The organism is Lysobacter alkalisoli (assembly GCF_006547045.1).
Classification (GTDB): domain Bacteria; phylum Pseudomonadota; class Gammaproteobacteria; order Xanthomonadales; family Xanthomonadaceae; genus Marilutibacter; species Marilutibacter alkalisoli.
Genome location: NZ_CP041242.1, coordinates 3,078,912 through 3,096,666, shown reverse-complemented (window position 1 = coordinate 3,096,666; position 17,755 = coordinate 3,078,912). Strand labels below are relative to the sequence as shown.

General features: G+C 67.2%; 17 protein-coding genes and 1 pseudogene. 8 read left to right on the top strand and 10 right to left on the bottom strand.

Annotation, left to right across the window (positions count from 1 at the left end):
* Positions 1-73: 73 nt before the first annotated feature.
* Positions 74-1,015 carry an electron transfer flavoprotein subunit alpha/FixB family protein gene (locus tag FKV23_RS13710; RefSeq protein WP_141624354.1) on the bottom strand — a complete coding sequence of 314 codons (942 nt, stop codon included), beginning with the start codon at positions 1,013-1,015 and terminating at the stop codon, positions 74-76.
* Positions 1,015-1,761: an electron transfer flavoprotein subunit beta/FixA family protein gene (locus FKV23_RS13705; protein WP_141624353.1), complete on the bottom strand. Its 747-nt coding sequence runs from the start codon at positions 1,759-1,761 to the stop codon at positions 1,015-1,017. Before FKV23_RS13705 ends, FKV23_RS13710 begins: the two co-directional genes overlap by 1 nt.
* A 263-nt stretch (positions 1,762-2,024) precedes the next feature.
* Here FKV23_RS13705 and FKV23_RS13700 point away from each other — a divergent pair, with 263 nt between their 5' ends.
* The 3 genes from FKV23_RS13700 to FKV23_RS13690 all read left to right on the top strand — a co-directional run bounded on the left by FKV23_RS13700 (position 2,025) and on the right by FKV23_RS13690 (position 4,923).
* The gene (locus FKV23_RS13700) at positions 2,025-3,440 is read left to right on the top strand and encodes a mannose-1-phosphate guanylyltransferase/mannose-6-phosphate isomerase (protein WP_141624352.1); all 1,416 of its coding nucleotides are present in this window, start codon (positions 2,025-2,027) and stop codon (positions 3,438-3,440) included.
* A gap of 112 nt (positions 3,441-3,552) precedes the next feature.
* Positions 3,553-4,281, top strand: a complete 729-nt coding sequence (locus FKV23_RS13695) for a CoA transferase subunit A (RefSeq protein ID WP_141624351.1) — start codon at positions 3,553-3,555, stop codon at positions 4,279-4,281.
* Between the two features lie 12 nt (positions 4,282-4,293).
* Positions 4,294-4,923, top strand: a complete 630-nt coding sequence (locus FKV23_RS13690; RefSeq protein ID WP_141624350.1) for a CoA transferase subunit B — start codon at positions 4,294-4,296, stop codon at positions 4,921-4,923.
* 223 nt (positions 4,924-5,146) lie between these two features.
* Here FKV23_RS13690 and FKV23_RS13685 read toward each other — a convergent pair whose 3' ends face one another.
* Entirely contained in the window at positions 5,147-6,784 is a 1,638-nt protein-coding gene (locus tag FKV23_RS13685; protein ID WP_141624349.1) for an electron transfer flavoprotein-ubiquinone oxidoreductase, read from the bottom strand.
* 161 nt (positions 6,785-6,945) lie between these two features.
* Between FKV23_RS13685 and FKV23_RS13680 the strand changes: the two genes are divergently transcribed.
* Positions 6,946-7,524 (top strand): alpha-ketoglutarate-dependent dioxygenase AlkB family protein, encoded by a 579-nt coding sequence (locus tag FKV23_RS13680; protein WP_208543171.1) that lies wholly within the window; start codon positions 6,946-6,948, stop codon positions 7,522-7,524.
* Positions 7,525-7,698: 174 nt separating this feature from the next.
* Here FKV23_RS13680 and FKV23_RS13675 read toward each other — a convergent pair whose 3' ends face one another.
* The 4 genes from FKV23_RS13675 to FKV23_RS13660 are packed head-to-tail and all read right to left on the bottom strand — an operon-like array spanning position 7,699 to position 11,251.
* Positions 7,699-8,370, bottom strand: coding sequence for an ABC-type transport auxiliary lipoprotein family protein (locus tag FKV23_RS13675; protein WP_244244012.1), 672 nt, complete (start codon positions 8,368-8,370; stop codon positions 7,699-7,701).
* Between the two features lie 17 nt (positions 8,371-8,387).
* Positions 8,388-9,314 (bottom strand): MlaD family protein, encoded by a 927-nt coding sequence (locus tag FKV23_RS13670; RefSeq protein WP_141624348.1) that lies wholly within the window; start codon positions 9,312-9,314, stop codon positions 8,388-8,390.
* A gap of 3 nt (positions 9,315-9,317) precedes the next feature.
* Positions 9,318-10,127, bottom strand: a complete 810-nt coding sequence (locus FKV23_RS13665; protein ID WP_141624347.1) for an ABC transporter ATP-binding protein — start codon at positions 10,125-10,127, stop codon at positions 9,318-9,320.
* A complete protein-coding gene (locus tag FKV23_RS13660; RefSeq protein WP_141624346.1) occupies positions 10,127-11,251 on the bottom strand; it encodes an MlaE family ABC transporter permease in 1,125 nt (374 codons plus the stop codon). Before FKV23_RS13660 ends, FKV23_RS13665 begins: the two co-directional genes overlap by 1 nt.
* An 84-nt stretch (positions 11,252-11,335) precedes the next feature.
* Between FKV23_RS13660 and FKV23_RS13655 the strand changes: the two genes are divergently transcribed.
* Entirely contained in the window at positions 11,336-12,601 is a 1,266-nt protein-coding gene (locus FKV23_RS13655) for a threonine/serine exporter family protein (RefSeq protein ID WP_141624345.1), read from the top strand.
* Positions 12,602-12,977: 376 nt separating this feature from the next.
* Here FKV23_RS13655 and FKV23_RS13650 read toward each other — a convergent pair.
* The 3 genes and pseudogenes from FKV23_RS13650 to FKV23_RS13640 all read right to left on the bottom strand — a co-directional run.
* Positions 12,978-13,322, bottom strand: a pseudogene (locus FKV23_RS13650) (H-NS histone family protein); the annotation flags it as partial.
* Positions 13,323-13,479: 157 nt separating this feature from the next.
* A complete protein-coding gene (locus FKV23_RS13645) occupies positions 13,480-15,189 on the bottom strand; it encodes a proline--tRNA ligase (RefSeq protein WP_141624343.1) in 1,710 nt (569 codons plus the stop codon).
* A 217-nt stretch (positions 15,190-15,406) separates the two neighbouring features.
* The gene (locus tag FKV23_RS13640) at positions 15,407-15,835 is read right to left on the bottom strand and encodes a DUF4124 domain-containing protein (RefSeq protein WP_244244011.1); all 429 of its coding nucleotides are present in this window, start codon (positions 15,833-15,835) and stop codon (positions 15,407-15,409) included.
* 86 nt (positions 15,836-15,921) lie between these two features.
* On the opposite strand from FKV23_RS13640, the gene pssA reads away from it, so the two are divergent.
* Genes pssA through rimI form a run of 3 tightly spaced genes read left to right on the top strand, consistent with a single transcriptional unit; the run spans position 15,922 to position 17,650 of the window.
* A complete protein-coding gene (gene pssA / locus FKV23_RS13635; protein ID WP_141624342.1) occupies positions 15,922-16,722 on the top strand; it encodes a CDP-diacylglycerol--serine O-phosphatidyltransferase in 801 nt (266 codons plus the stop codon).
* Positions 16,719-17,153 (top strand): hypothetical protein, encoded by a 435-nt coding sequence (locus FKV23_RS13630; protein ID WP_141624341.1) that lies wholly within the window; start codon positions 16,719-16,721, stop codon positions 17,151-17,153. Before pssA ends, FKV23_RS13630 begins: the two co-directional genes overlap by 4 nt.
* Entirely contained in the window at positions 17,150-17,650 is a 501-nt protein-coding gene (gene rimI / locus FKV23_RS13625) for a ribosomal protein S18-alanine N-acetyltransferase (RefSeq protein ID WP_141624340.1), read from the top strand. The genes FKV23_RS13630 and rimI overlap by 4 nt, the downstream gene beginning before the upstream one ends.
* Positions 17,651-17,755: the final 105 nt, after the last annotated feature.

The window sequence follows — 17,755 nt, the reverse complement described above, 5'->3', positions numbered from 1 at the left end:
CGGGATTTGCATCAACCGCCTTGGCGGTGTCTGGTAGCCTGCACTCCATCGCTTTTGAGTCCAACGATGCTTGTCAGCTCAGCGCCTGCTCGAGTTCTGGCAACACCTTGAACAGATCGCCCACCAGGCCGATGTCCGCGATCTCGAAGATCGGTGCGTCGGCATCCTTGTTGATCGCGACGATGGTGCCAGCATCCTTGATGCCGGTCAGGTGCTGGATCGCGCCGGAGATGCCGATGGCGACGTAGAGTTCGGGGGCGATGATCTTGCCGGTCTGGCCGACCTGCATTTCGTTCGGCACGTAGCCGGCATCGACCGCGGCGCGCGAGGCGCCGACGCCGGCGCCGAGCTTGTCGGCGAAATCGAAGATGATCTTGAAGTTTTCGGCCGAGCCGACGCCGCGGCCACCGGAGACGACGCGTTTCGCGCTCTGCAGGTCGGGGCGATCGCTGCTGCCGGCCTCGAGGCCGACGAAGCGGGTATGGGTCGGCAGTTCGGCGTCGACCGATGCCGCTTCCACCGCGGCGTTGCCGCCCATGCCGGCTTCCGGCCACGAGGCGGTGCGCACGGTCGCGACCACGGTGTGGTCGGCCGGGGCCTCGACGGTGATGATCGCGTTGCCGGCGTAGATCGGGCGCTTGAAGACGTGGCTGCCTTCGACCGCCATGATGTCCGAGACTTGGGCGACGCCGAGCAGGGCGGCGATGCAGGGCATCAGGTCCTTGCCGAAGGTGGTCGACGGGCCGAACACATGGCTGTAGCCGTTGGCCAGCTTGGCGACCTGCGGGGCCAGCACTTGGGCGACGGCGTGGGCGTTGGCGTCGTTGGCGACGGCCAGCACCTTGGACACGCCAGTGATCTGCGCGGCCTCGGCGGCGATCGTGGACGGGTCGGCGGCCAGCACGACGATGTCGATGGACTTGGGCGAAAGCGCCTGCGCGGCGGACACGCACTTGGCGGTGGAGGCGTTCAGCTTGCCGTCCAGGTGTTCGGCGACGATCAGTACCTTGCTCATTACAGCAACCCCTTCTGCTTCAGTGCGGCGACCAGTTCGGCCGCGTCCTTGACCATCACGCCCTTGCTGCGCTTCGGCGGCGGGGCGTAGGCGGTGGTCTTCAGCGTGTCGCCGGTGTCGACGGCCAGGTCGGCGAACGCAATGGTGTCGATCGGCTTGCTCTTGGCCTTCATGATGTCCGGCAGCTTGATGAAGCGAGGCTCGTTCAGGCGCAGGTCGGTGGTGACCACGGCCGGCAGGTCGACTTCCAGCGTCTCCAGGCCGGCATCGACCTCGCGGGTCACGGTCGCCTTGCCGTCAGCGATGTCCAGCTTCGAAGCGAAGGTCGCCTGCGGGCGGCCCCACAGCGTGGCCAGCATCTGGCCGGTCTGGTTGGCATCGTCGTCGATCGCCTGCTTGCCGAGGATCACCAGATCCGGCTGCTCCTTCTCGATCAGCTTGAGAAAGGTGCGCGCGGCGGTCAGCGGCTGGATCGGGCCGTCGCTGACCACGTGGATGGCGCGGTTGGCGCCCATCGCCAGGCCGTTGCGCAGGTGCGCCTGGGCGTCGGCCGGCGCGATCGTGGCGACCACGACCTCGGTCGCAACGCCCTTGTCGCGCAGGCGCAGGGCTTCTTCCAGCGCGATTTCGTCGAAGGGGTTGGGCGACAGCTTGACGCCGTCGGTGACGACGTCGGAGCCATCCGGCTTGACCTGGATGCGGACGTTGAAGTCCACCACGCGCTTGTAACCGACCAGGATCTTCATCGAGTGGGGGTTCCTTTGGATTGCATGCCGAAAGAGGCCGAGGGTCCCGGATTCTAGCCGAGTCTGAATCCATACGCATGCGAATGTCCCGCGTTCCACAAGGGAGGCCCAGGGGGTTCACGGGGCGAATTCCATCGCCTGCGACTGCGGGTTGGGCGGGGTGTGCCTGGCCGGATCGTGTCTGCCTTGGCGTGAATCCGGATGGGGAGATGACTGGTCTATGCTGTGCCGGTCACGCAGTCCGACAAGGAACGAGGCGAATCATGCTCCATCCCGTGGTACTGAGCGGCGGCAGCGGCACCCGCCTGTGGCCGCTGTCGCGGCAGAACCAGCCCAAGCAGTTCCTGGCCCTGATGGGCGACCGGTCGCTGTTCCAGGAGACCGTGCTGCGCGCGCATGCCCTCGAGGGCGTGCAACCACCGGTGACGGTCTGCAGCGAGGACCACCGGTTCATGGTCGGCGAGCAGCTGCAGGCGGTCGGCGTGCCCAGCGGCGGCATCGTGCTGGAGCCGGTCGCGCGCAATACCGCACCGGCGATCGCGCTGGCGGCAATGCACGTGCTGGCACGCGATCCCGGCGCTACCCTGCTGGTGATGCCGGCCGATCATCTGATCGAGGACGAAGCCGCATTCCGTACCGCCGTCGACACCGCCCGTGCGCTGGGCGACGAGGGCTGTCTGGTCGCGTTCGGGATCAAGCCCGACTACGCCGAGACCGGTTACGGCTACATCCTCCGCGGTGACGCACTCGGTACGGATGGCGGCTACCGGATCGAGAGCTTCGTCGAGAAGCCCGACCTGGCCACCGCAGAGCGCTATCTTGCCGAAGGCACCTATGCCTGGAATTCGGGCATGTTCCTGTTTCGCGCCGATCGCTATCTGGAAGAGCTCGGCAAGCATGCGCCGGAGATGATGGCGACAGTACGCGAGGCCTATGCGCAGGCCGAGTCCGATCTCGACTTCACGCGTATTCCCGAGGCGATGTTCGCCGCCAGTCCCAGCGACTCGATCGACTACGCGGTGATGGAGAAAACCGACCGCGCTGCGGTGGTGCCGGTCAGCTGCGGCTGGAGCGACATCGGCTCGTGGTCGTCGCTGTGGTCGGTGGCCGAGCGCGATGCCGACGACAACCTCCACGAGGGCGACGTGATCTCGGTCGACACCAAGGGCAGTCTCGTGCGCGCCTCGGAGCGGCGCATGATCGCCACCCTCGGTGTCGAGGACCTGGTCATCATCGACACCGCCGACGCCACCCTGGTGGCGCGCAAGGACCGGGTGCAGGACGTCAAGGCGATCGTCGACCGTCTCAAGGGCGAGGGGCGGCAGGAACACCTGTTCCACCGCAAGGTCTATCGCCCCTGGGGCAGCTATGACTCGATCGGCGTCGGTCCGCGCTTTCAGGTCAAGCGGATCGTGGTCAAGCCCGGTGCCGCGCTGAGCCTGCAGAAACACGCCCACCGCGCCGAGCACTGGGTGGTCGTTTCCGGGGTGGCCGAGGTCACCTGCGACGACAGCGTGTTCGACCTGCGCGAGAACGAAAGTACCTTCATCCCGCTCGGCAGCGTGCATCGGCTGCGCAACAACGGTACCGAGCCGGTCGAGCTGATCGAGGTCCAGTCCGGCAGCTATTTGGGCGAGGACGACATCGTCCGGCTGGAGGACGTGTACGGTCGTTCGTGAGCGCCGGTTGCCGGCGGGCCGGGCCCATTGCCCGAACGTACGGTTCGGTCGGGTCATGTGGGCGCGATACACTTGCCCACCCGTATAGCCCGACCCGCAAGGAGCCGTACCGATGGCCCAGTCCGCCGCTGGCGAAGCCAGGAGCAAGCTTTACCCCGACGCCAAGTCCGCACTCGACGGCATCGTCGCCGACAACCAGACCCTTGCGGTCGGGGGCTTCGGCCTGTGCGGCATTCCCGAGGCGCTGATCGAGGCGCTGCATGACTCGGGGGTCAAGGGTCTGACTGCCATTTCCAACAATGCGGGCGTCGACGGCTTCGGCCTCGGCCGGCTGCTGGAGACCCGGCAGATCCGCAAAATGATTTCGTCCTATGTCGGCGAGAACAAGGAGTTCGAGCGCCAGTTCCTGGCCGGCGAGCTGGAGCTGGAGTTCAACCCGCAGGGCACCCTGGCCGAGCGCCTGCGCGCGGGCGGCGCAGGCATCCCGGCGTTCTTCACCGCCACCGGCTATGGCACCGTGGTCGCCGAAGGCAAGGAAACCCGCGAGTTCGACGGCAAGCACTACGTGCTGGAGACCGCGCTGACCGCCGACGTGTCGCTGGTCAAGGCATGGAAGGCCGACAAGGCCGGCAACCTGGTGTTCCGCAAGACCGCGCGCAATTTCAACCCCGCCTGCGCGATGGCCGGCAAGGTCTGCATCGCGGAAGTGGAGGAGGTGGTCGAGGTCGGCACCATCGACCCGGACCAGGTCCACCTGCCCGGCATCTATGTCGACCGTATCGTCCACAACCCCACGCCCGAGAAGCGCATCGAGCAGCGCACCGTGCGCGCCGCCGCCTGAGGAGAAGAAGACATGCCATGGAACCGTGACCAGATGGCCCAGCGCGCCGCGAAAGAACTCACCGACGGCGCCTACGTCAACCTCGGCATCGGCCTGCCGACCCTGGTGGCCAACCACATCCCGGACGGCATAGACGTCTGGCTGCAGAGCGAGAACGGCCTGCTCGGCATCGGCCCGTTTCCGGCCGAGGACGAGGTCGACGCCGATCTGATCAACGCCGGCAAGCAGACCGTCACCGCCCGTCAGGGCGCCAGCTACTTCGGCAGCGACGACAGCTTCGCCATGATCCGCGGCGGTCACATCGACCTGGCCATTCTCGGCGCGATGCAGGTCACCGACCGGGGCGATCTCGCCAACTGGATGGTGCCCGGCAAGATGGTCAAGGGCATGGGCGGGGCGATGGACCTGGTCGCCGGCGTCAAGCGCGTGGTGGTGCTGATGGAGCACGTCGCCAAGGACGGAAGCCACAAGATCCTGCCCGAATGCACCCTGCCGCTGACCGGCGTCGGCGTGGTCGATCGCATCATCAGCGACCTGGGCGTGTTCGATGTGACCGCCGAAGGCCTCAAGCTGGTCGAGCTGGCGCCGGACGTGACCGAAGGCGACGTGCGCGAAAAGACAGGCGTTCCGGTTGCTGTCTGATTGACACTTTGCATGTCATCCCGAGCGTAGCGAGGGAGCTGCTGTGGTGACATTTCGGCAGGACGCAGCCGGGCATGCCTTTGCATGACACGCCGTAAACCCATCCTTGGGGCTCGGCTGCGGCATCCATGCCGCAGACGGTCATGCAAAGGCATGTCCGGCTGCGTCTGGATAGTTTGCTGGAAAGCCGCTCCCTCGCCGCTTGCGGAAAGATGACGCCGGATCAGAGATTCTGGTAGTTCGGCCCCGAGCCGCCTTCCGGCGTCACCCAGTCGATGATCTGGTAGGGATCCTTGATGTCGCAGGTCTTGCAGTGGACGCAGTTGGCGGCGTTGATCTGCAGGCGCTTGCCGTTGGCCTCGTCCTCGACGATCTCGTAGACGCCGACCGGGCAGAAGCGGATGCAGGGATTGCCGTATTCCTCGGCACAACGGGTCACGCAGACCGAAGTGTCATGTACGCGCAGGTGAACCGGTTGGTCCTCGTCGTGCTCGGTGGCGGCGAAGTAGACGCCGGCGAGGCGGTCGCGCGGTTCCAGGGTGCGTTCGACGTAGTCGCGCTTCGGTTGCTCGTGCTCACCGAGCTTGTCCAGCGACGACCAGTCCGGCTTGTTCTTCAGCGTCCACGGCGACAGGCCGCCGGTGATCGTTTCCCACGCGGCGTTGAGCATGCCGAACCACAGTCCGCGCTTGAAGCCGGGCTTGATGTTGCGGACCTTCTTCAGCTCGGCCATCGCATCGGAGCTGCGCAGTTTGGCGTCGAAACCTTCAGGCTCCAGCTGCGATGCCACCAGGTGCTCGGCGGCGAGCATGCCGCTGCGGATCGCCTGGTGGGTGCCCTTGACCTTGGGTACGTTGAGCAGACCGGCGGTGTCGCCGATCAGCAGCGCACCGGGCATCTCCACTTTCGGCAACGACTGCCAGCCGCCGGTGACGATCGCGCGCGCGCCCGCAGAAATGATGCTGCCACCTTCCAGCAGCGGCTTGATCGTCGGGTGGTTCTTCCACTGCTGGAAGGCTTCCCACGGCTTGTAGTCCGGGTCGCTGTAATCGAGGCCGCTGACGTAGCCGAGCGCGATCCGGCCCTTGTCGAGGTGGTAGAGGAAGCTGCCGCCATAGGTCTTGCTGTCGGCCGGCCAGCCGAAGCTGTGCACGATCTTGCCGGGAGAAACGCGCTCCTCCGGAACCTGCCACAGCTCCTTGATGCCGATCGAATAGCCCTGCGGGTCGCTGTCGGCGTCGAGCCTGAACTGCTTGACCAGGCGCTTGGTCAGGTGGCCGCGCGCGCCCTCGGCGAGCACGGTGACCTTGGCGTGGATGTCGATGCCGGCGGTGAAGCCGGGCTTGTGCGAACCGTCCTTGGCCACGCCCATGTCGCCGATGCGCACGCCGATGACCTTGCCGTCGGCGTCGTGCAGGGTTTCGGCGGCGGCGAAGCCGGGGTAGATCTCCACCCCGAGCGCCTCGGCCTGCGGCGCCAGCCATGCGCACATCGCGCCGAGGCTGACGATCACGTTGCCGTGGTTGTTCATGCCCGGCGGTACCGGCAGCTTGCGGCCACCGTCGCGGCTCAGCAGCCAGAATTCGTCTTCGGTCGCCGGCACGCAGATCGGCGGCGGGTTGTCGCGCCAGTTCGGCAGCAGGGCGTCGAGGGGCCCGGTCTCGATCACCGCGCCGGACAGGATGTGGGCGCCGACGCTCGAGGCCTTCTCGATCACGCAGACCGAGATCTCGGGGTTCAACTGCTTGAGCCGGATCGCGAACGCCAGTCCGGCCGGACCGGCGCCGACAGTGACGACGTCGTATTCCATCACGTCACGCTCGACCGGTTCGACTTCGGCGGCAGGTTGGATTTCGCTCATGCTGGCTGCTCCGCTCGCGGCTTGCTTGGGTATCGACCTGGCATTGTCTCAAAACTCCGGCCTGCCAGCGTGGAATACCAGCCAAACCGCTCCACAGGAATTCTGCAGGGGTGGCCACCGGCTTCTGGACACTCGGTCGGTGCACTTCCAGACTCTGCCGGATGATTCCCGTCCGACTGCCCGATGCCCGTATCGAAATGGACCCGGAATGGTTGTCCCGGCGCGATGCGGAAGCGCTGTTCCACCAGTTGCGCGATGGGATCGCCTGGGAGGTGCACCGCATCCGACTGTTCGGCCGCATGCATGCCTCGCCACGGCTGAGCTGCTGGATCGGGGATGCCGGTGCGCGCTACCGCTATTCCGGCACGTTGTTCGAGCCGCATCCGTGGCCTGAGGCGCTGTTGTCCGTGCGGGCACGATTGCGCAGGGAACTTGGCGTGGACTTCAACAGCGTACTGGCCAACCTGTACCGCGACGGCCGCGACGCGATGGGCTGGCACAGCGACGACGAGCCCGAACTCGGCCCGGAGCCGGTCATCGCTTCGGTCAGCCTGGGGGCGACGCGGCGTTTCCTGCTCAAGCACCGGATCCGCCCGGATGCGCGACTGACACTGGAACTGCCGCCCGGCAGCCTGCTGGTGATGTCGGGGCCGACCCAGCGCCACTGCCAGCATGCGTTGCCGCGCACGCAGCGGATGGTGGGGGAGCGGATCAACCTGACCTTCCGCAGGGTCCTGTAGGAGCGCCGAAGGGCGCTCCTACAGATCAAAAGGGAATCCAGCCCCCTGAGTCAGGGGGCGATTCGCGCCGTAGGCGCGAATGGGGGTGTGGCAGTGCACTGCGGGGCCCAAGGTTTGCGCAGCAAACTTTGGGGATTCCCGGGCACAGCCCGGGAATCGCGCCCAAGGGCGCTCCTACCGATGGGCGCTGAGTTCGTGCGCGTTGCCGGATTCGAGCACCCAGCCGACCATCTCCCGGCTGTTGGCGGCCAGCGCCTGCTCGAATGCGGTGACCACGTCGGCCATTGCCGGGCTGGCCGCGGGGACCGACTGCAGGAACACCCGCGACGCGGCCACCTGCTGATCGCGTACGTGCAGCAGCTTGGCGCTGATCTCGACCACCGCCGAGGGCAGGGTGGCACCGGCATAGTCGGATTCGAACCGGCGCAGATCCATCACCAGTTTGTAGTCGGCGCCGATGCCGCTGCTCTGGCGTGCCACCGCATCGATCCGGCCGGAGTCCTCCAGCGCCTGCAGGACGCTGTCGAGCACCATGCTGCCCGGCGGTCTCGCCCAGCGGGCCCCCTGGTAGACCTGGAGCTCGTTCGATTGTGGCCGTACCGCGATGCGCAGGCTGTCGAATCCGGTGCTGACCTCGGGGTCGGCGATCGACAGCTGCCAGTCCGCGCGCGGCCAGCCGGGGTCGGGCAGGACGCGCGGAGCGGGCGCGTAGCGGACGGACGCCTCCCTCGGGCCGGCATTGCCGAGGATCGAGCAGGCCGGCAGCACGAGCAGGGCCAGCAGCAGGGTCGGCAGCAGGAGGGCCGAGCGCGGGTCCGGCTCGATGCCCATAATTCTGGTCGGCATTCTGATCGGCATTCTGATCATTCGGGGACGAACTCCTTGGGTGCGTCGCGGCCCAGCAGGTAGCGGGTCGGGTTGCTGTCGAGGCGGTCGCTCATCCGGCGAAGGTCACGTACCAGGACCCGCAACTCGGCCAGGGTCGGGCCCAACTGGGCCAGGCCATCATTGGCGAAGCTGCCGATCGCGGCGCGATTCTCGCCGAGGATGCTGTTGGCGTTGCCGGCGGCGTCATCGAGGTTGGTCAACGTGCTTTCCAGTCGTGCCACCAGCCCCGGCAGCTTGGCGACCAGCTCGCGGTCTAGGCTTTCCATGGCATCGCGGGTCGTGACCAGGGTCGCTTCCAGCTGCTCGGTGGAACGCCGTGCATTGGCGATCATGGCGCCCAGGTCTTCGCGCTGGTCGGCGATCGAACCGGTCGTCGCCTCGAGGTTCTCCAGCGTCCTGGCGATGTTGGCGACGTTGTCCTCGCTGAGCACCTGGTCGAGCCGGGACACGAGCCGGTTGGCGGTGTCGGCGATGTTCTGAAGCGCCGAGGGTTCGGTTTCGATGACCGGAACCTCGCGCTGGTCGGCATCGACCAGCAACGGAGCGCCCGGGCTGCCGCCGGTGAGCTGGATGATCGGGCTGCCGGTGAGGCTGGGCATCGACATCTTGGCGCGGGTGTCGGTCTTGACCGGTGCGCTGGCCTGCACGCGCAGGTGGGCGAACACCCGGCGCGGGTCGTCCGGCGCCAGCCGCAATGATTCCACCGTGCCGACCGAGATGCCGTTGTACTGGACCATGCTGCCCTCCGACAGCCCTGTCACCGGCTCGTTGAAGATCACCGCATAGGCCTGCCAGCTCTTCTCCGACGAGTACTTGGCCGCCCACAGCGCGAACAGCAGCAGGAACAGGGTCACGACGATCGTGAATGCACCGATGAGCACGTAGTTGGCTTTGGTTTCCATGCGTCAGATTGCCTCTCGGGCGGCCTGCGCGGCGCGCGCGCGCGGTCCGTGGAAATATTCCCGCACCCACGGATGATCGAGTTGCTCCACTTCCTCGACCGGCGCGCAGGCGATGACCCGGCGGTCGGCGAGCACGGCGATACGGTCGCAGATAGCGTACAGGGTGTCGAGATCGTGGGTGATCAGGAACACGGTCAGCCCCAATGCCTGCTGCAGCGTGCGGATCAGGCGGTCGAACGCGGCCGCGCCGATCGGGTCGAGGCCGGCGGTGGGTTCGTCGAGGAACAGCAGCGGCGGGTCCAGCGCCAGTGCGCGCGCAAGGCCTGCACGCTTGCGCATGCCGCCTGACAACTGCGCGGGCAGTTTGTCGATCGCGTCGGCGGGCAGGCCGGCAAGCTTGACCTTGAGCAGGGACAGCTCGTAGAGCAGCGAGCCCGGCAGGTGAGGATGGTATTCCTTCAGCGGCACCTGCACGTTCTCGCCGACGGTCAGCGACGAGAACAGCGCACCGTCCTGGAACAGCACACCGCAGCGGCGCTCGATCTCGCGGCGCCGGACGGGATCGTGGGCGACCGCGTCGATGCCGAACACCGCGATCTCCCCCGCGTCCGGCCGCCGCAGGCCGAGGATGGTCCTCATCAGCACCGACTTGCCGGAGCCGGAGCCGCCGACCACACCGAGGATCTCGCCCGGCCGCACGTCGAGGTCGAGGCCGTCGTGAACGACCTGCTCGCCGAAACGGTTGACCAGTCCGCGTACGCGGACGATCGGCTCGCCTGGCTTCATCGTCGGTGCGATCCGGAGCGTGCTCATCAGTAACCCATCTGCATGAACCAGATGGCGAAGAACGCATCGGCCACGATCACCATCGAGATCGCCTGCACCACGCTTGACGTGGTGCGCTCGCCGACCGACTGTGCCGTGCCCTCGACCTGCAACCCTTCCAGACAGCCGATCAGGGCGATCATCACCGCGAACACCGGCGCCTTGACCAGGCCGACCAGGAAGTGCCGGAGTTCCATCGTCTCGTGCATGCGCGCCAGATACTGCTGTGGCGGGATGTCCAGACCGTAGGCGCCAACGGTCAGGCCGCCCAGCAGGCCGGCGACCATCGCCACGAAGGTCAGCAGCGGCAGCATCACCAGCAACGCCAGCACGCGCGGGATCACCAGCAGGTCGATCGGGTCCAGGCCGAGGGTGCGGATCGCATCGACCTCCTCGCGGCTGACCATCGCTCCGATCTGGGCGGTGAACGCACTGGCGGTGCGGCCGGCAAGAATGATCGCGGTCAGCAACACCGCGAACTCGCGCAGGAACGCGATGCTGACCAGTTCGACCACGAAGATGGTCGCGCCGAAATCGCGCAGGATGTTCGCGCCGAGGAAGGCGACCACCGCGCCGACCAGGAAGCAGAGCAGGGCGACCAGCGGTACCGCATCGAGACCGACCTGCTCCATGTGGTACACGGTCGCGGTCGGGCGGAACCGGCGCGGCTGGCCGAACATCCTCGCCAGCTTGGCCAGCACCTCTCCGAAAAAGCCGATCAGCGCCAGGAACTCCCGCCAGTTGCGGTGTACCGCGCGGCCGAGGCGGGCCAGGGCCTCGGCCACGCCGTATTCGCGCCCGCGAGCGGGGCGATCGTCGGCGACGTCTTCGATCGCCTCGACCAGAGCGCGGTGGTCCTCGTGGAACAGGCAGGCGTCGAAATCGATGCCGCGGCGCCGGGCGAAGCGGATCAGCTGCAGCACGCCCAGCGAATCCAGCCGGGCCACGTCGCGGGCATCGAAGCGGGTGGCGTTCTCCGGCGCCGACCGCAGCGCCTGGCTCAGTTCGGTCGCGAAGTTGAGCGTCCAGCGTCCGGTCAGCCGCATCAGGGCCGGCTGGTCGGGGTCGATGGCAAGCCGTGGCGCTTCAGTCTGGGACGGTTGATGGGCCATTGTCGGCGAGGATACATGCTGGCCGCTGGCGGATGCATGCATCGCAGGCTGTTGGAAGGCGGTGCCTCGTGCCATCCTTCCGCCATGTCGGACCCTACTCTCCAGGAAGCAACGCCGCTGAGCGCCGCGCGCTACTCGGCCCGGATCAATTTCGTCTGCGAGCTGGCCGCGCGCCTGCACACCTATGGCACCACGGCCCAGCGCCTGGAAGGCGCGATTACCTCGGTGGCCGACAAGCTGGGGCTGGAGTGCGAGCCCTGGGCCAATCCGACCGGTCTGATCCTGAGCTTCAGCGACCCGCAGCGACCGGCCGGTGAGAGCGACGTGACCCGGGTGATCCGACTGCCGCCGGGCGAGAACGACCTGGCCCGGCTCGGCGAAACCGACCGCATCGCCGAGGCGGTACTGGCCGGACAGATGGGTCTGGCCGAGGCCCACGTCGCAATGGCGGTACTCGACGAACCGCCGGGGACCCGGGCGCGGCTGCTGCAGATATTGGGTTACGGCATGTGCGCCGCGGCGGTGGCCGGCCTGCTGCGACTGCCATGGCTGGAGATCGCGCTGGCCGGCGCCAACGGTCTGTTGATCGGCTGCCTGGTGCAACTGGCCGACCTGCGGCCACGGCTGAAGGAGGGCGTGGACGTGATCGCGGCACTGGTTGCCACCGCGGTCACGGTGCTGGTCGCCAGCTTTTTCATTCCGCTCAACCAGAACACCGTGATCATCGCCTCGCTGATCGTGCTGCTGCCCGGCATGGCGCTGACCAATGCGATCAACGAGCTGAGCAGCCAGCATCTGGTCGCCGGCTCGGCGAGGTTTGCCGGTGCGGTGACCACGATACTGAAGCTGGGTATCGGTACCGTGGTCGCGCTGTATGTCGCCAGCCTGGCCGGGTTGGAGCCGCAGGTGCGCGCCCTGCGGCCGCAGCCGGCATGGGTGGAATGGTGTGCGGTAGCGCTGGCAGCCGGTGCGTTCGCGATCCTGTTTCGCGGTCACCGTCGCGACTATCCGGTGGTGATGGCTGCCGCCGCTGGCGGTTACCTGATATCACGCCATGTCGGTTTGGCCATGGGCAGCCTGGCCGGCATATTCGTCGCGGCCCTGGTCATTACCGTCGCCGGCAATGCCTATGCCCGCTGGCTGCAGCGTCCCGGCGCGGTGATCCGGGTGCCCGGCATCATCATGCTGGTGCCCGGCAGCGCCAGCCTGCGTAGCCTGCTGACCCTGCTGCAGCAACAGGATGTGGGTGCCGGCCATGCCGCGATACTGGCGGTGCTCAATATCATCCTGGCCCTGGTTGCGGGTCTGCTGATCGGCAACCTGCTGTTGCCGTCTCGGCGGAATCTGTAAGGCGGGAATGGGCGAACTACTAAAGTTCGCCCCAGCGCTGGGGGGCGGGCTTTCTTTTGGTTCTTCGCCCAATCGAGGGGAAAGCGCCGGGTCTGTTGGATGACCGGGGCGCCGGGGGCGAAGGCCCTTGGATGCGAATGTCCCCCGGCACCGGCCAGGGCCGGCGCCTCCTCCTTGATTTCGCCGTCAAGGCCGGCAGGTCGCGTCGGGACAGCCAGACAGCGGCGAGAAACGGCGATCGAACGCAAGCGGCAGTGCCCACGTCTTCGCTGAACGAGCTCCCCCTCACCTGGGAGAAGGATCGTTTTCTGTGCCCCGGAAACAAAAACGCCGGCCTGGTGGCCGGCGTTCTGTCGTCCAGAAATCCCGATCACTTGATCAGGAAATCCTCCAGTTTGCGTCCCTCGCCGGTATAGGCGGCGAGCCAGCGCGGCTGCTTGCCACGCCCGGTCCAGGTGTTGGCGCCGTTGGCCGGGTCGCGATACTTCGGGGCGACCTTGCCGGCGGCCTTGCGGGTCTTGCGCGGGGTGGCGGCACGGCCAGTGGACTTGCCACCGAACAGCTCATCGATGGTGTAACCCTCGGCCTTGGCCAGCGCGGTGAGTTTCTTGCGCACCGCGGCGACCGGCTTGCGCTTGGCCAGCGTCGATTTGCGCTTCTTGGCCTTGCTGATCAGGTTTTCGAGTTCTTTCGTGGACAGGGCATTGATATCGATCGACATGCAGCCTCCGGAACAGGTTCGGAATACGTGAAAAAGGGGATGAATATACGGCCCATTCCATGGGAAACGCGCAGATCATAAAGGGCGTGTATTGATTCGTAAACCTGATGGCATCGTCATCCCGGCTATTTTCCGGGATGACGGGTCTGCATGCGCTTCAAGCCCCGAGTCGCGCCATCAAGGCCGCGTGGTCGAGATTCTCCGATTCCACCGCGTCGCGGGCGCGATATTCGAAGGTGCCGGCGGCCAGACCGCGTTCGGATACCACGACCCGGTGCGGGATGCCGATCAGTTCGATATCGGCAAACATCGCGCCAGGGCGCAGGCCGCGGTCGTCGAGGACGGTTTCGATGCCGGCGGCATTCAATTCGCGGTACAGGTTTTCCGCGGCCCCGGAAACGGCGGCGTCCTTCTTCGGATTGATCATGCATACCGCGACCCGCCACGGCGCCATCGTTTCGGGCCAGCGGATGCCGTTGTCGTCGAAGTTCTGCTCGATCGCGGCAGCGACGATGCGCGAGACGCCGACGCCGTAGCAGCCCATCGTCGGTACCGCGGCCTTGCCGTTCTCGTCGAGCACGGTGCACTTCATCGCCTCGGCGTAGCGGCGGCCGAGCTGGAACACATGGCCGACCTCGATGCCGCGGGCGATGCCGAGCGTGCCGTGGCCGTCCGGCGAGGGGTCGCCCTCGACCACGTTGCGGATGTCGGCGACCTCGGGCTCGGGCAGGTCGCGGCCCCAGTTGGCCCCGGCCAGGTGGTAGCCGGCCTCGTTGGCGCCGACCACGAAATCGGCCATCGTCGCGACGCTGCGGTCGGCGATGACCCGGATCGGCCTGCGCGGATTGACCGGGCCGAGGAAGCCCGGCTCGCTGCCGAGGTGGTCGGCGATCTCGGCCTCGGTCGCCAGCCGGTATTCGCCCAGACCGGGCAGCTTGGCCAGCTTGATCTCGTTGACGACGTGGTCGCCGCGGACCAGAGCCAGCACGAATTGCTCGTTGCCGTCGGCATCGGTGCCGATGATCGCGATCGACTTGACGGTGCGCTGCAGCGCGATGCCCATCAGCGCTGCGACCTCCTCGCAGGTCTTCTGGGTCGGAGTGTCGATCTTGCGCATGGCCTCGCCGGCGTCAGGGCGTTGCCCCGGCGACACCGCTTCGGCCAGCTCGACGTTGGCCGCGTAGTCCGAGCCGGAAGCGAACGCGATCGCGTCCTCGCCGGAATCGGCGAGCACGTGGAACTCGTGCGAGGCGCTGCCGCCGATCGCGCCGGTGTCGGCGAACACGGCGCGGTATTTCAGTCCGAGCCGCTCGAAGATCCGGCAATAGGCGTCGAACATGTTGCGGTACTCGCGGTCCAGGTCCTCGTCGGTGAGGTGGAACGAGTAGGCGTCCTTCATCAGGAATTCGCGCGCACGCATCACCCCGAAGCGCGGGCGGATCTCGTCGCGGAACTTGGTCTGGATGTTGTAGAAGTTGACCGGCAGCTGCTTGTAGCTCGACAGCTCGCTGCGGGCGAAATCGGTGATGACTTCCTCGGCGGTGGGGCCGTAGCAGTAGCCGGCCTCCTTTCGGTCCTTGATCTTGAGCAGCTGGCCGCCGAACTTCTCCCAGCGACCGGTCTCCTCCCACAGCTCCTGCGGCTGGATCGTCGGCATCAGCAGTTCGATCGCGCCAGCGGCATCCATCTCCTCGCGTACCACGCGCTCGACCTTGCGCAGCACGCGCAGGCCCAGCGGCGACCAGGTATAGAGGCCGGCGGCGAGCTTGCGGATCATGCCGGCCTTGAGCATCAGCCTGTGGCTGGCGAGCTCGGCTTCGGCGGGGGTTTCCTTGCTGGTGTGGAGGTGGAACTGCGACAGGCGCATCGGCGGGCTTTCTGGCGTGGGAAAGCGGCCATTCTGCCGTGCGCGGCGGCGTGGCGCGAGCCGTTGGTGGTGTTCAGCCGTCCGGATGCGGGTCGCAGGCCGAAGTGCCGCGCAACAGCAGCAGGCTGGTCATCCGGGCTGGGAGGAGGTCATACGTGGATATTCCGCATCGCCGAACCCGGATCCGCCGCGCTCCATCCGACCTGCGCGCTACGCATTAGTCGTCGGCCGCCGCCGCCGTGGTGCAGTGGACGCCGATCGCGGCCTCGGCCAGCTTCTTCTGTGCAGCGCGCTGGTCGGCATCCAGGGTGTCGTCGGGTTTGCCGTCGCCGTCGGTATCCACGCCCACCGGGGCGTCGCCGCTGAGCAGGGCCAGGTTGCCGCGGGCCTGGGTGCACTGCGCGTTCTCGGCCGGGGCGTCCTCCCCGGCGGTTTCCACCGCCATGCCTTGCGAGGTCTTGACGTTGCGGTTGCGGTAATCGTGGTCCGGCGGCGGCGAGTCGGAATAGTGGGTGACGCCGTTGGCATCCTTCCACTGGTACACCTGGGCGGCCGCAGGCAGGGCCACGAGCAGCATGGCTACCGCGGGCAGGGCCATCGCCAACAGGGCGCGGCCGGCAGGACGGGACGAGGTCGGACGGGTCATTGGATACTCCGCTCGCGGCAGGATCGCCTGGCAGGCCGTGATTGCAACACCGCTCCGACGGGCAGGCAAGCGATACACTCCCGCACATGTCAGAAACCCAAACTCCATCACGGCCACCCCCGCGCCCGCGCGGCCGCGGCATCTACCTGCTGCCCAACCTGTTCACCACCGGCGGCCTGTTTGCGGGCTTCTACGCGATCATCGCCGCCTCGCAGGGGCGTTTCGGCGCCGCTTGCGTGGCCGTGTTCGTGGCCGCGCTCCTCGACGGTATCGACGGCCGGGTCGCACGGCTGACCAATACCCAGAGCGAATTCGGCGTGCAGTACGACTCGCTGGCCGACCTGATCAGCTTCGGCCTGGCCCCGGCGATGGTGATGTACCACTGGGCGCTGGTGACGATGAAGTTCGACAGCGATACCGCCGGCAAGGTCGGCTGGATCGCGGCGTTCCTGTACGCGGCCTGCGCGGCGTTGCGGCTGGCACGGTTCAATTCGCAGGTCGGCGTGGTCGACAAGCGCTGGTTCATCGGCCTGGCCAGTCCGGCCGCGGCCGGACTGATGGCCAGCTTCGTCTGGACCGCGCACGAGGCCGGCTATAGCGGCGAGGAACTGCGTTACGTCGCCCTCGGCGTGACCGTGGCGGCGGCGCTGCTGATGGTCAGCGGGATCCGATATTTCAGCTTCAAGGGCGGTCCGCGCAACGATCGGGTGCCGTTTCTCGCGATCATGGTGGTGGTGGCGGTGCTGGTGGCGGTCGCGGTCGATCCGCCCAGCATGCTGCTGGTAGTGACCACGCTATATGCGCTGTCCGGGCCCGGGTACTGGGCCTGGCGCAGGCTGCGTCGCGGCAGCGACGACAGCGGCAGTGGAGGGCAGGGCGTGCAATGAGCGGCCTGTGGACGCCCGAACAGCGTGAATGGCTGCAGGCGCTTGGCCATCCGGCGTTGGCGCTTGCGGGGGTGGACGAGCCGGTGCCGCTGGCGGGTATTGCCCCGGTTGCCGGGGAGGCTCCGGAGTCGGACGCGGCTCAGGCCACGCCTTCGATGCCGGATCGGCCGCCACGGACGCCGCCCGCGGCTCCCGCTCCGGTCACCCCCGATGACGTGGAGCCCGGCCGTGCCCGGACAGCGGTGCCAGGACGGATGTCCGATCGCCTCTACCGCGCCCTGTTGCGCGCGACCGCCCGACGTACCCCGCACGAAGGCGAGGCGGTACTGGAATCACTGGCCATCGATCTGGATGCGCTGCGCGACGAACCGGCGCGCAAGCGCGCGCTGTGGGTGCGACTGCGGGCTGTCCGCAAGGTTGGGCGTCGATGAGCGCGCGGCGACAGGACGTGCGACCGACCGATGCCGTGCATCCCGCGGCCTCGTTGCGGCCGATGCGCGAGGCCGACCTCGACGAGGTCTACGAGATCGAACTGCGGGCCTATCCGCACCCGTGGACGCTCGGGATCTTCCGCGACTGCCTGCGCGCGGACTACCCGGCCTGGGTGCTCCACGAGGCTGGCCGGATCGTCGGTTATTTCCTGATGAGCCTGGCCGCCGGCGAGGCCCATGTGCTCAATATCTGCATCGATCCCGAGCGGCAGGGCCAAGGTTTTGGCCGGCGCCTGCTGCAGGCGCTGATGCACGTTGCCCGCGGCCGTGGCGTGGAGCGCATTTTCCTGGAAGTGCGGCCGTCCAATGCCGGCGCGATCCGGCTCTACGAGCGGGAGGGTTTCAACGAAATCGGCCGCCGTCCGCGCTACTACCCGGCCGACGACGGTCGCGAGGATGCGCTGGTGATGGCGATCGAGTTGCTGTCGCCAGAGTAGGCCGAGGTTCCCCGGCCTCGTCATCTCGAGCGCAGCGAGGGATCTGTTCTGAAAGTTGGCAAGGGACGTAGGCGGGCATCGCTTTGCAGGACACGCCGTGAACCC

Coding starts and splice junctions, on each gene's coding strand:
- FKV23_RS13710 (WP_141624354.1), bottom strand. CDS start 1,015: ATGAGCAAGGTACTGATCGTCGCCGAACACCTGGACGGCAAGCTGAAC.
- FKV23_RS13705 (WP_141624353.1), bottom strand. CDS start 1,761: ATGAAGATCCTGGTCGGTTACAAGCGCGTGGTGGACTTCAACGTCCGC.
- FKV23_RS13700 (WP_141624352.1), top strand. CDS start 2,025: ATGCTCCATCCCGTGGTACTGAGCGGCGGCAGCGGCACCCGCCTGTGG.
- FKV23_RS13695 (WP_141624351.1), top strand. CDS start 3,553: ATGGCCCAGTCCGCCGCTGGCGAAGCCAGGAGCAAGCTTTACCCCGAC.
- FKV23_RS13690 (WP_141624350.1), top strand. CDS start 4,294: ATGCCATGGAACCGTGACCAGATGGCCCAGCGCGCCGCGAAAGAACTC.
- FKV23_RS13685 (WP_141624349.1), bottom strand. CDS start 6,784: ATGAGCGAAATCCAACCTGCCGCCGAAGTCGAACCGGTCGAGCGTGAC.
- FKV23_RS13680 (WP_208543171.1), top strand. CDS start 6,946: ATGATTCCCGTCCGACTGCCCGATGCCCGTATCGAAATGGACCCGGAA.
- FKV23_RS13675 (WP_244244012.1), bottom strand. CDS start 8,370: ATGCCGACCAGAATTATGGGCATCGAGCCGGACCCGCGCTCGGCCCTC.
- FKV23_RS13670 (WP_141624348.1), bottom strand. CDS start 9,314: ATGGAAACCAAAGCCAACTACGTGCTCATCGGTGCATTCACGATCGTC.
- FKV23_RS13665 (WP_141624347.1), bottom strand. CDS start 10,127: ATGAGCACGCTCCGGATCGCACCGACGATGAAGCCAGGCGAGCCGATC.
- FKV23_RS13660 (WP_141624346.1), bottom strand. CDS start 11,251: ATGGCCCATCAACCGTCCCAGACTGAAGCGCCACGGCTTGCCATCGAC.
- FKV23_RS13655 (WP_141624345.1), top strand. CDS start 11,336: ATGTCGGACCCTACTCTCCAGGAAGCAACGCCGCTGAGCGCCGCGCGC.
- FKV23_RS13645 (WP_141624343.1), bottom strand. CDS start 15,189: ATGCGCCTGTCGCAGTTCCACCTCCACACCAGCAAGGAAACCCCCGCC.
- FKV23_RS13640 (WP_244244011.1), bottom strand. CDS start 15,835: ATGACCCGTCCGACCTCGTCCCGTCCTGCCGGCCGCGCCCTGTTGGCG.
- pssA (WP_141624342.1), top strand. CDS start 15,922: ATGTCAGAAACCCAAACTCCATCACGGCCACCCCCGCGCCCGCGCGGC.
- FKV23_RS13630 (WP_141624341.1), top strand. CDS start 16,719: ATGAGCGGCCTGTGGACGCCCGAACAGCGTGAATGGCTGCAGGCGCTT.
- rimI (WP_141624340.1), top strand. CDS start 17,150: ATGAGCGCGCGGCGACAGGACGTGCGACCGACCGATGCCGTGCATCCC.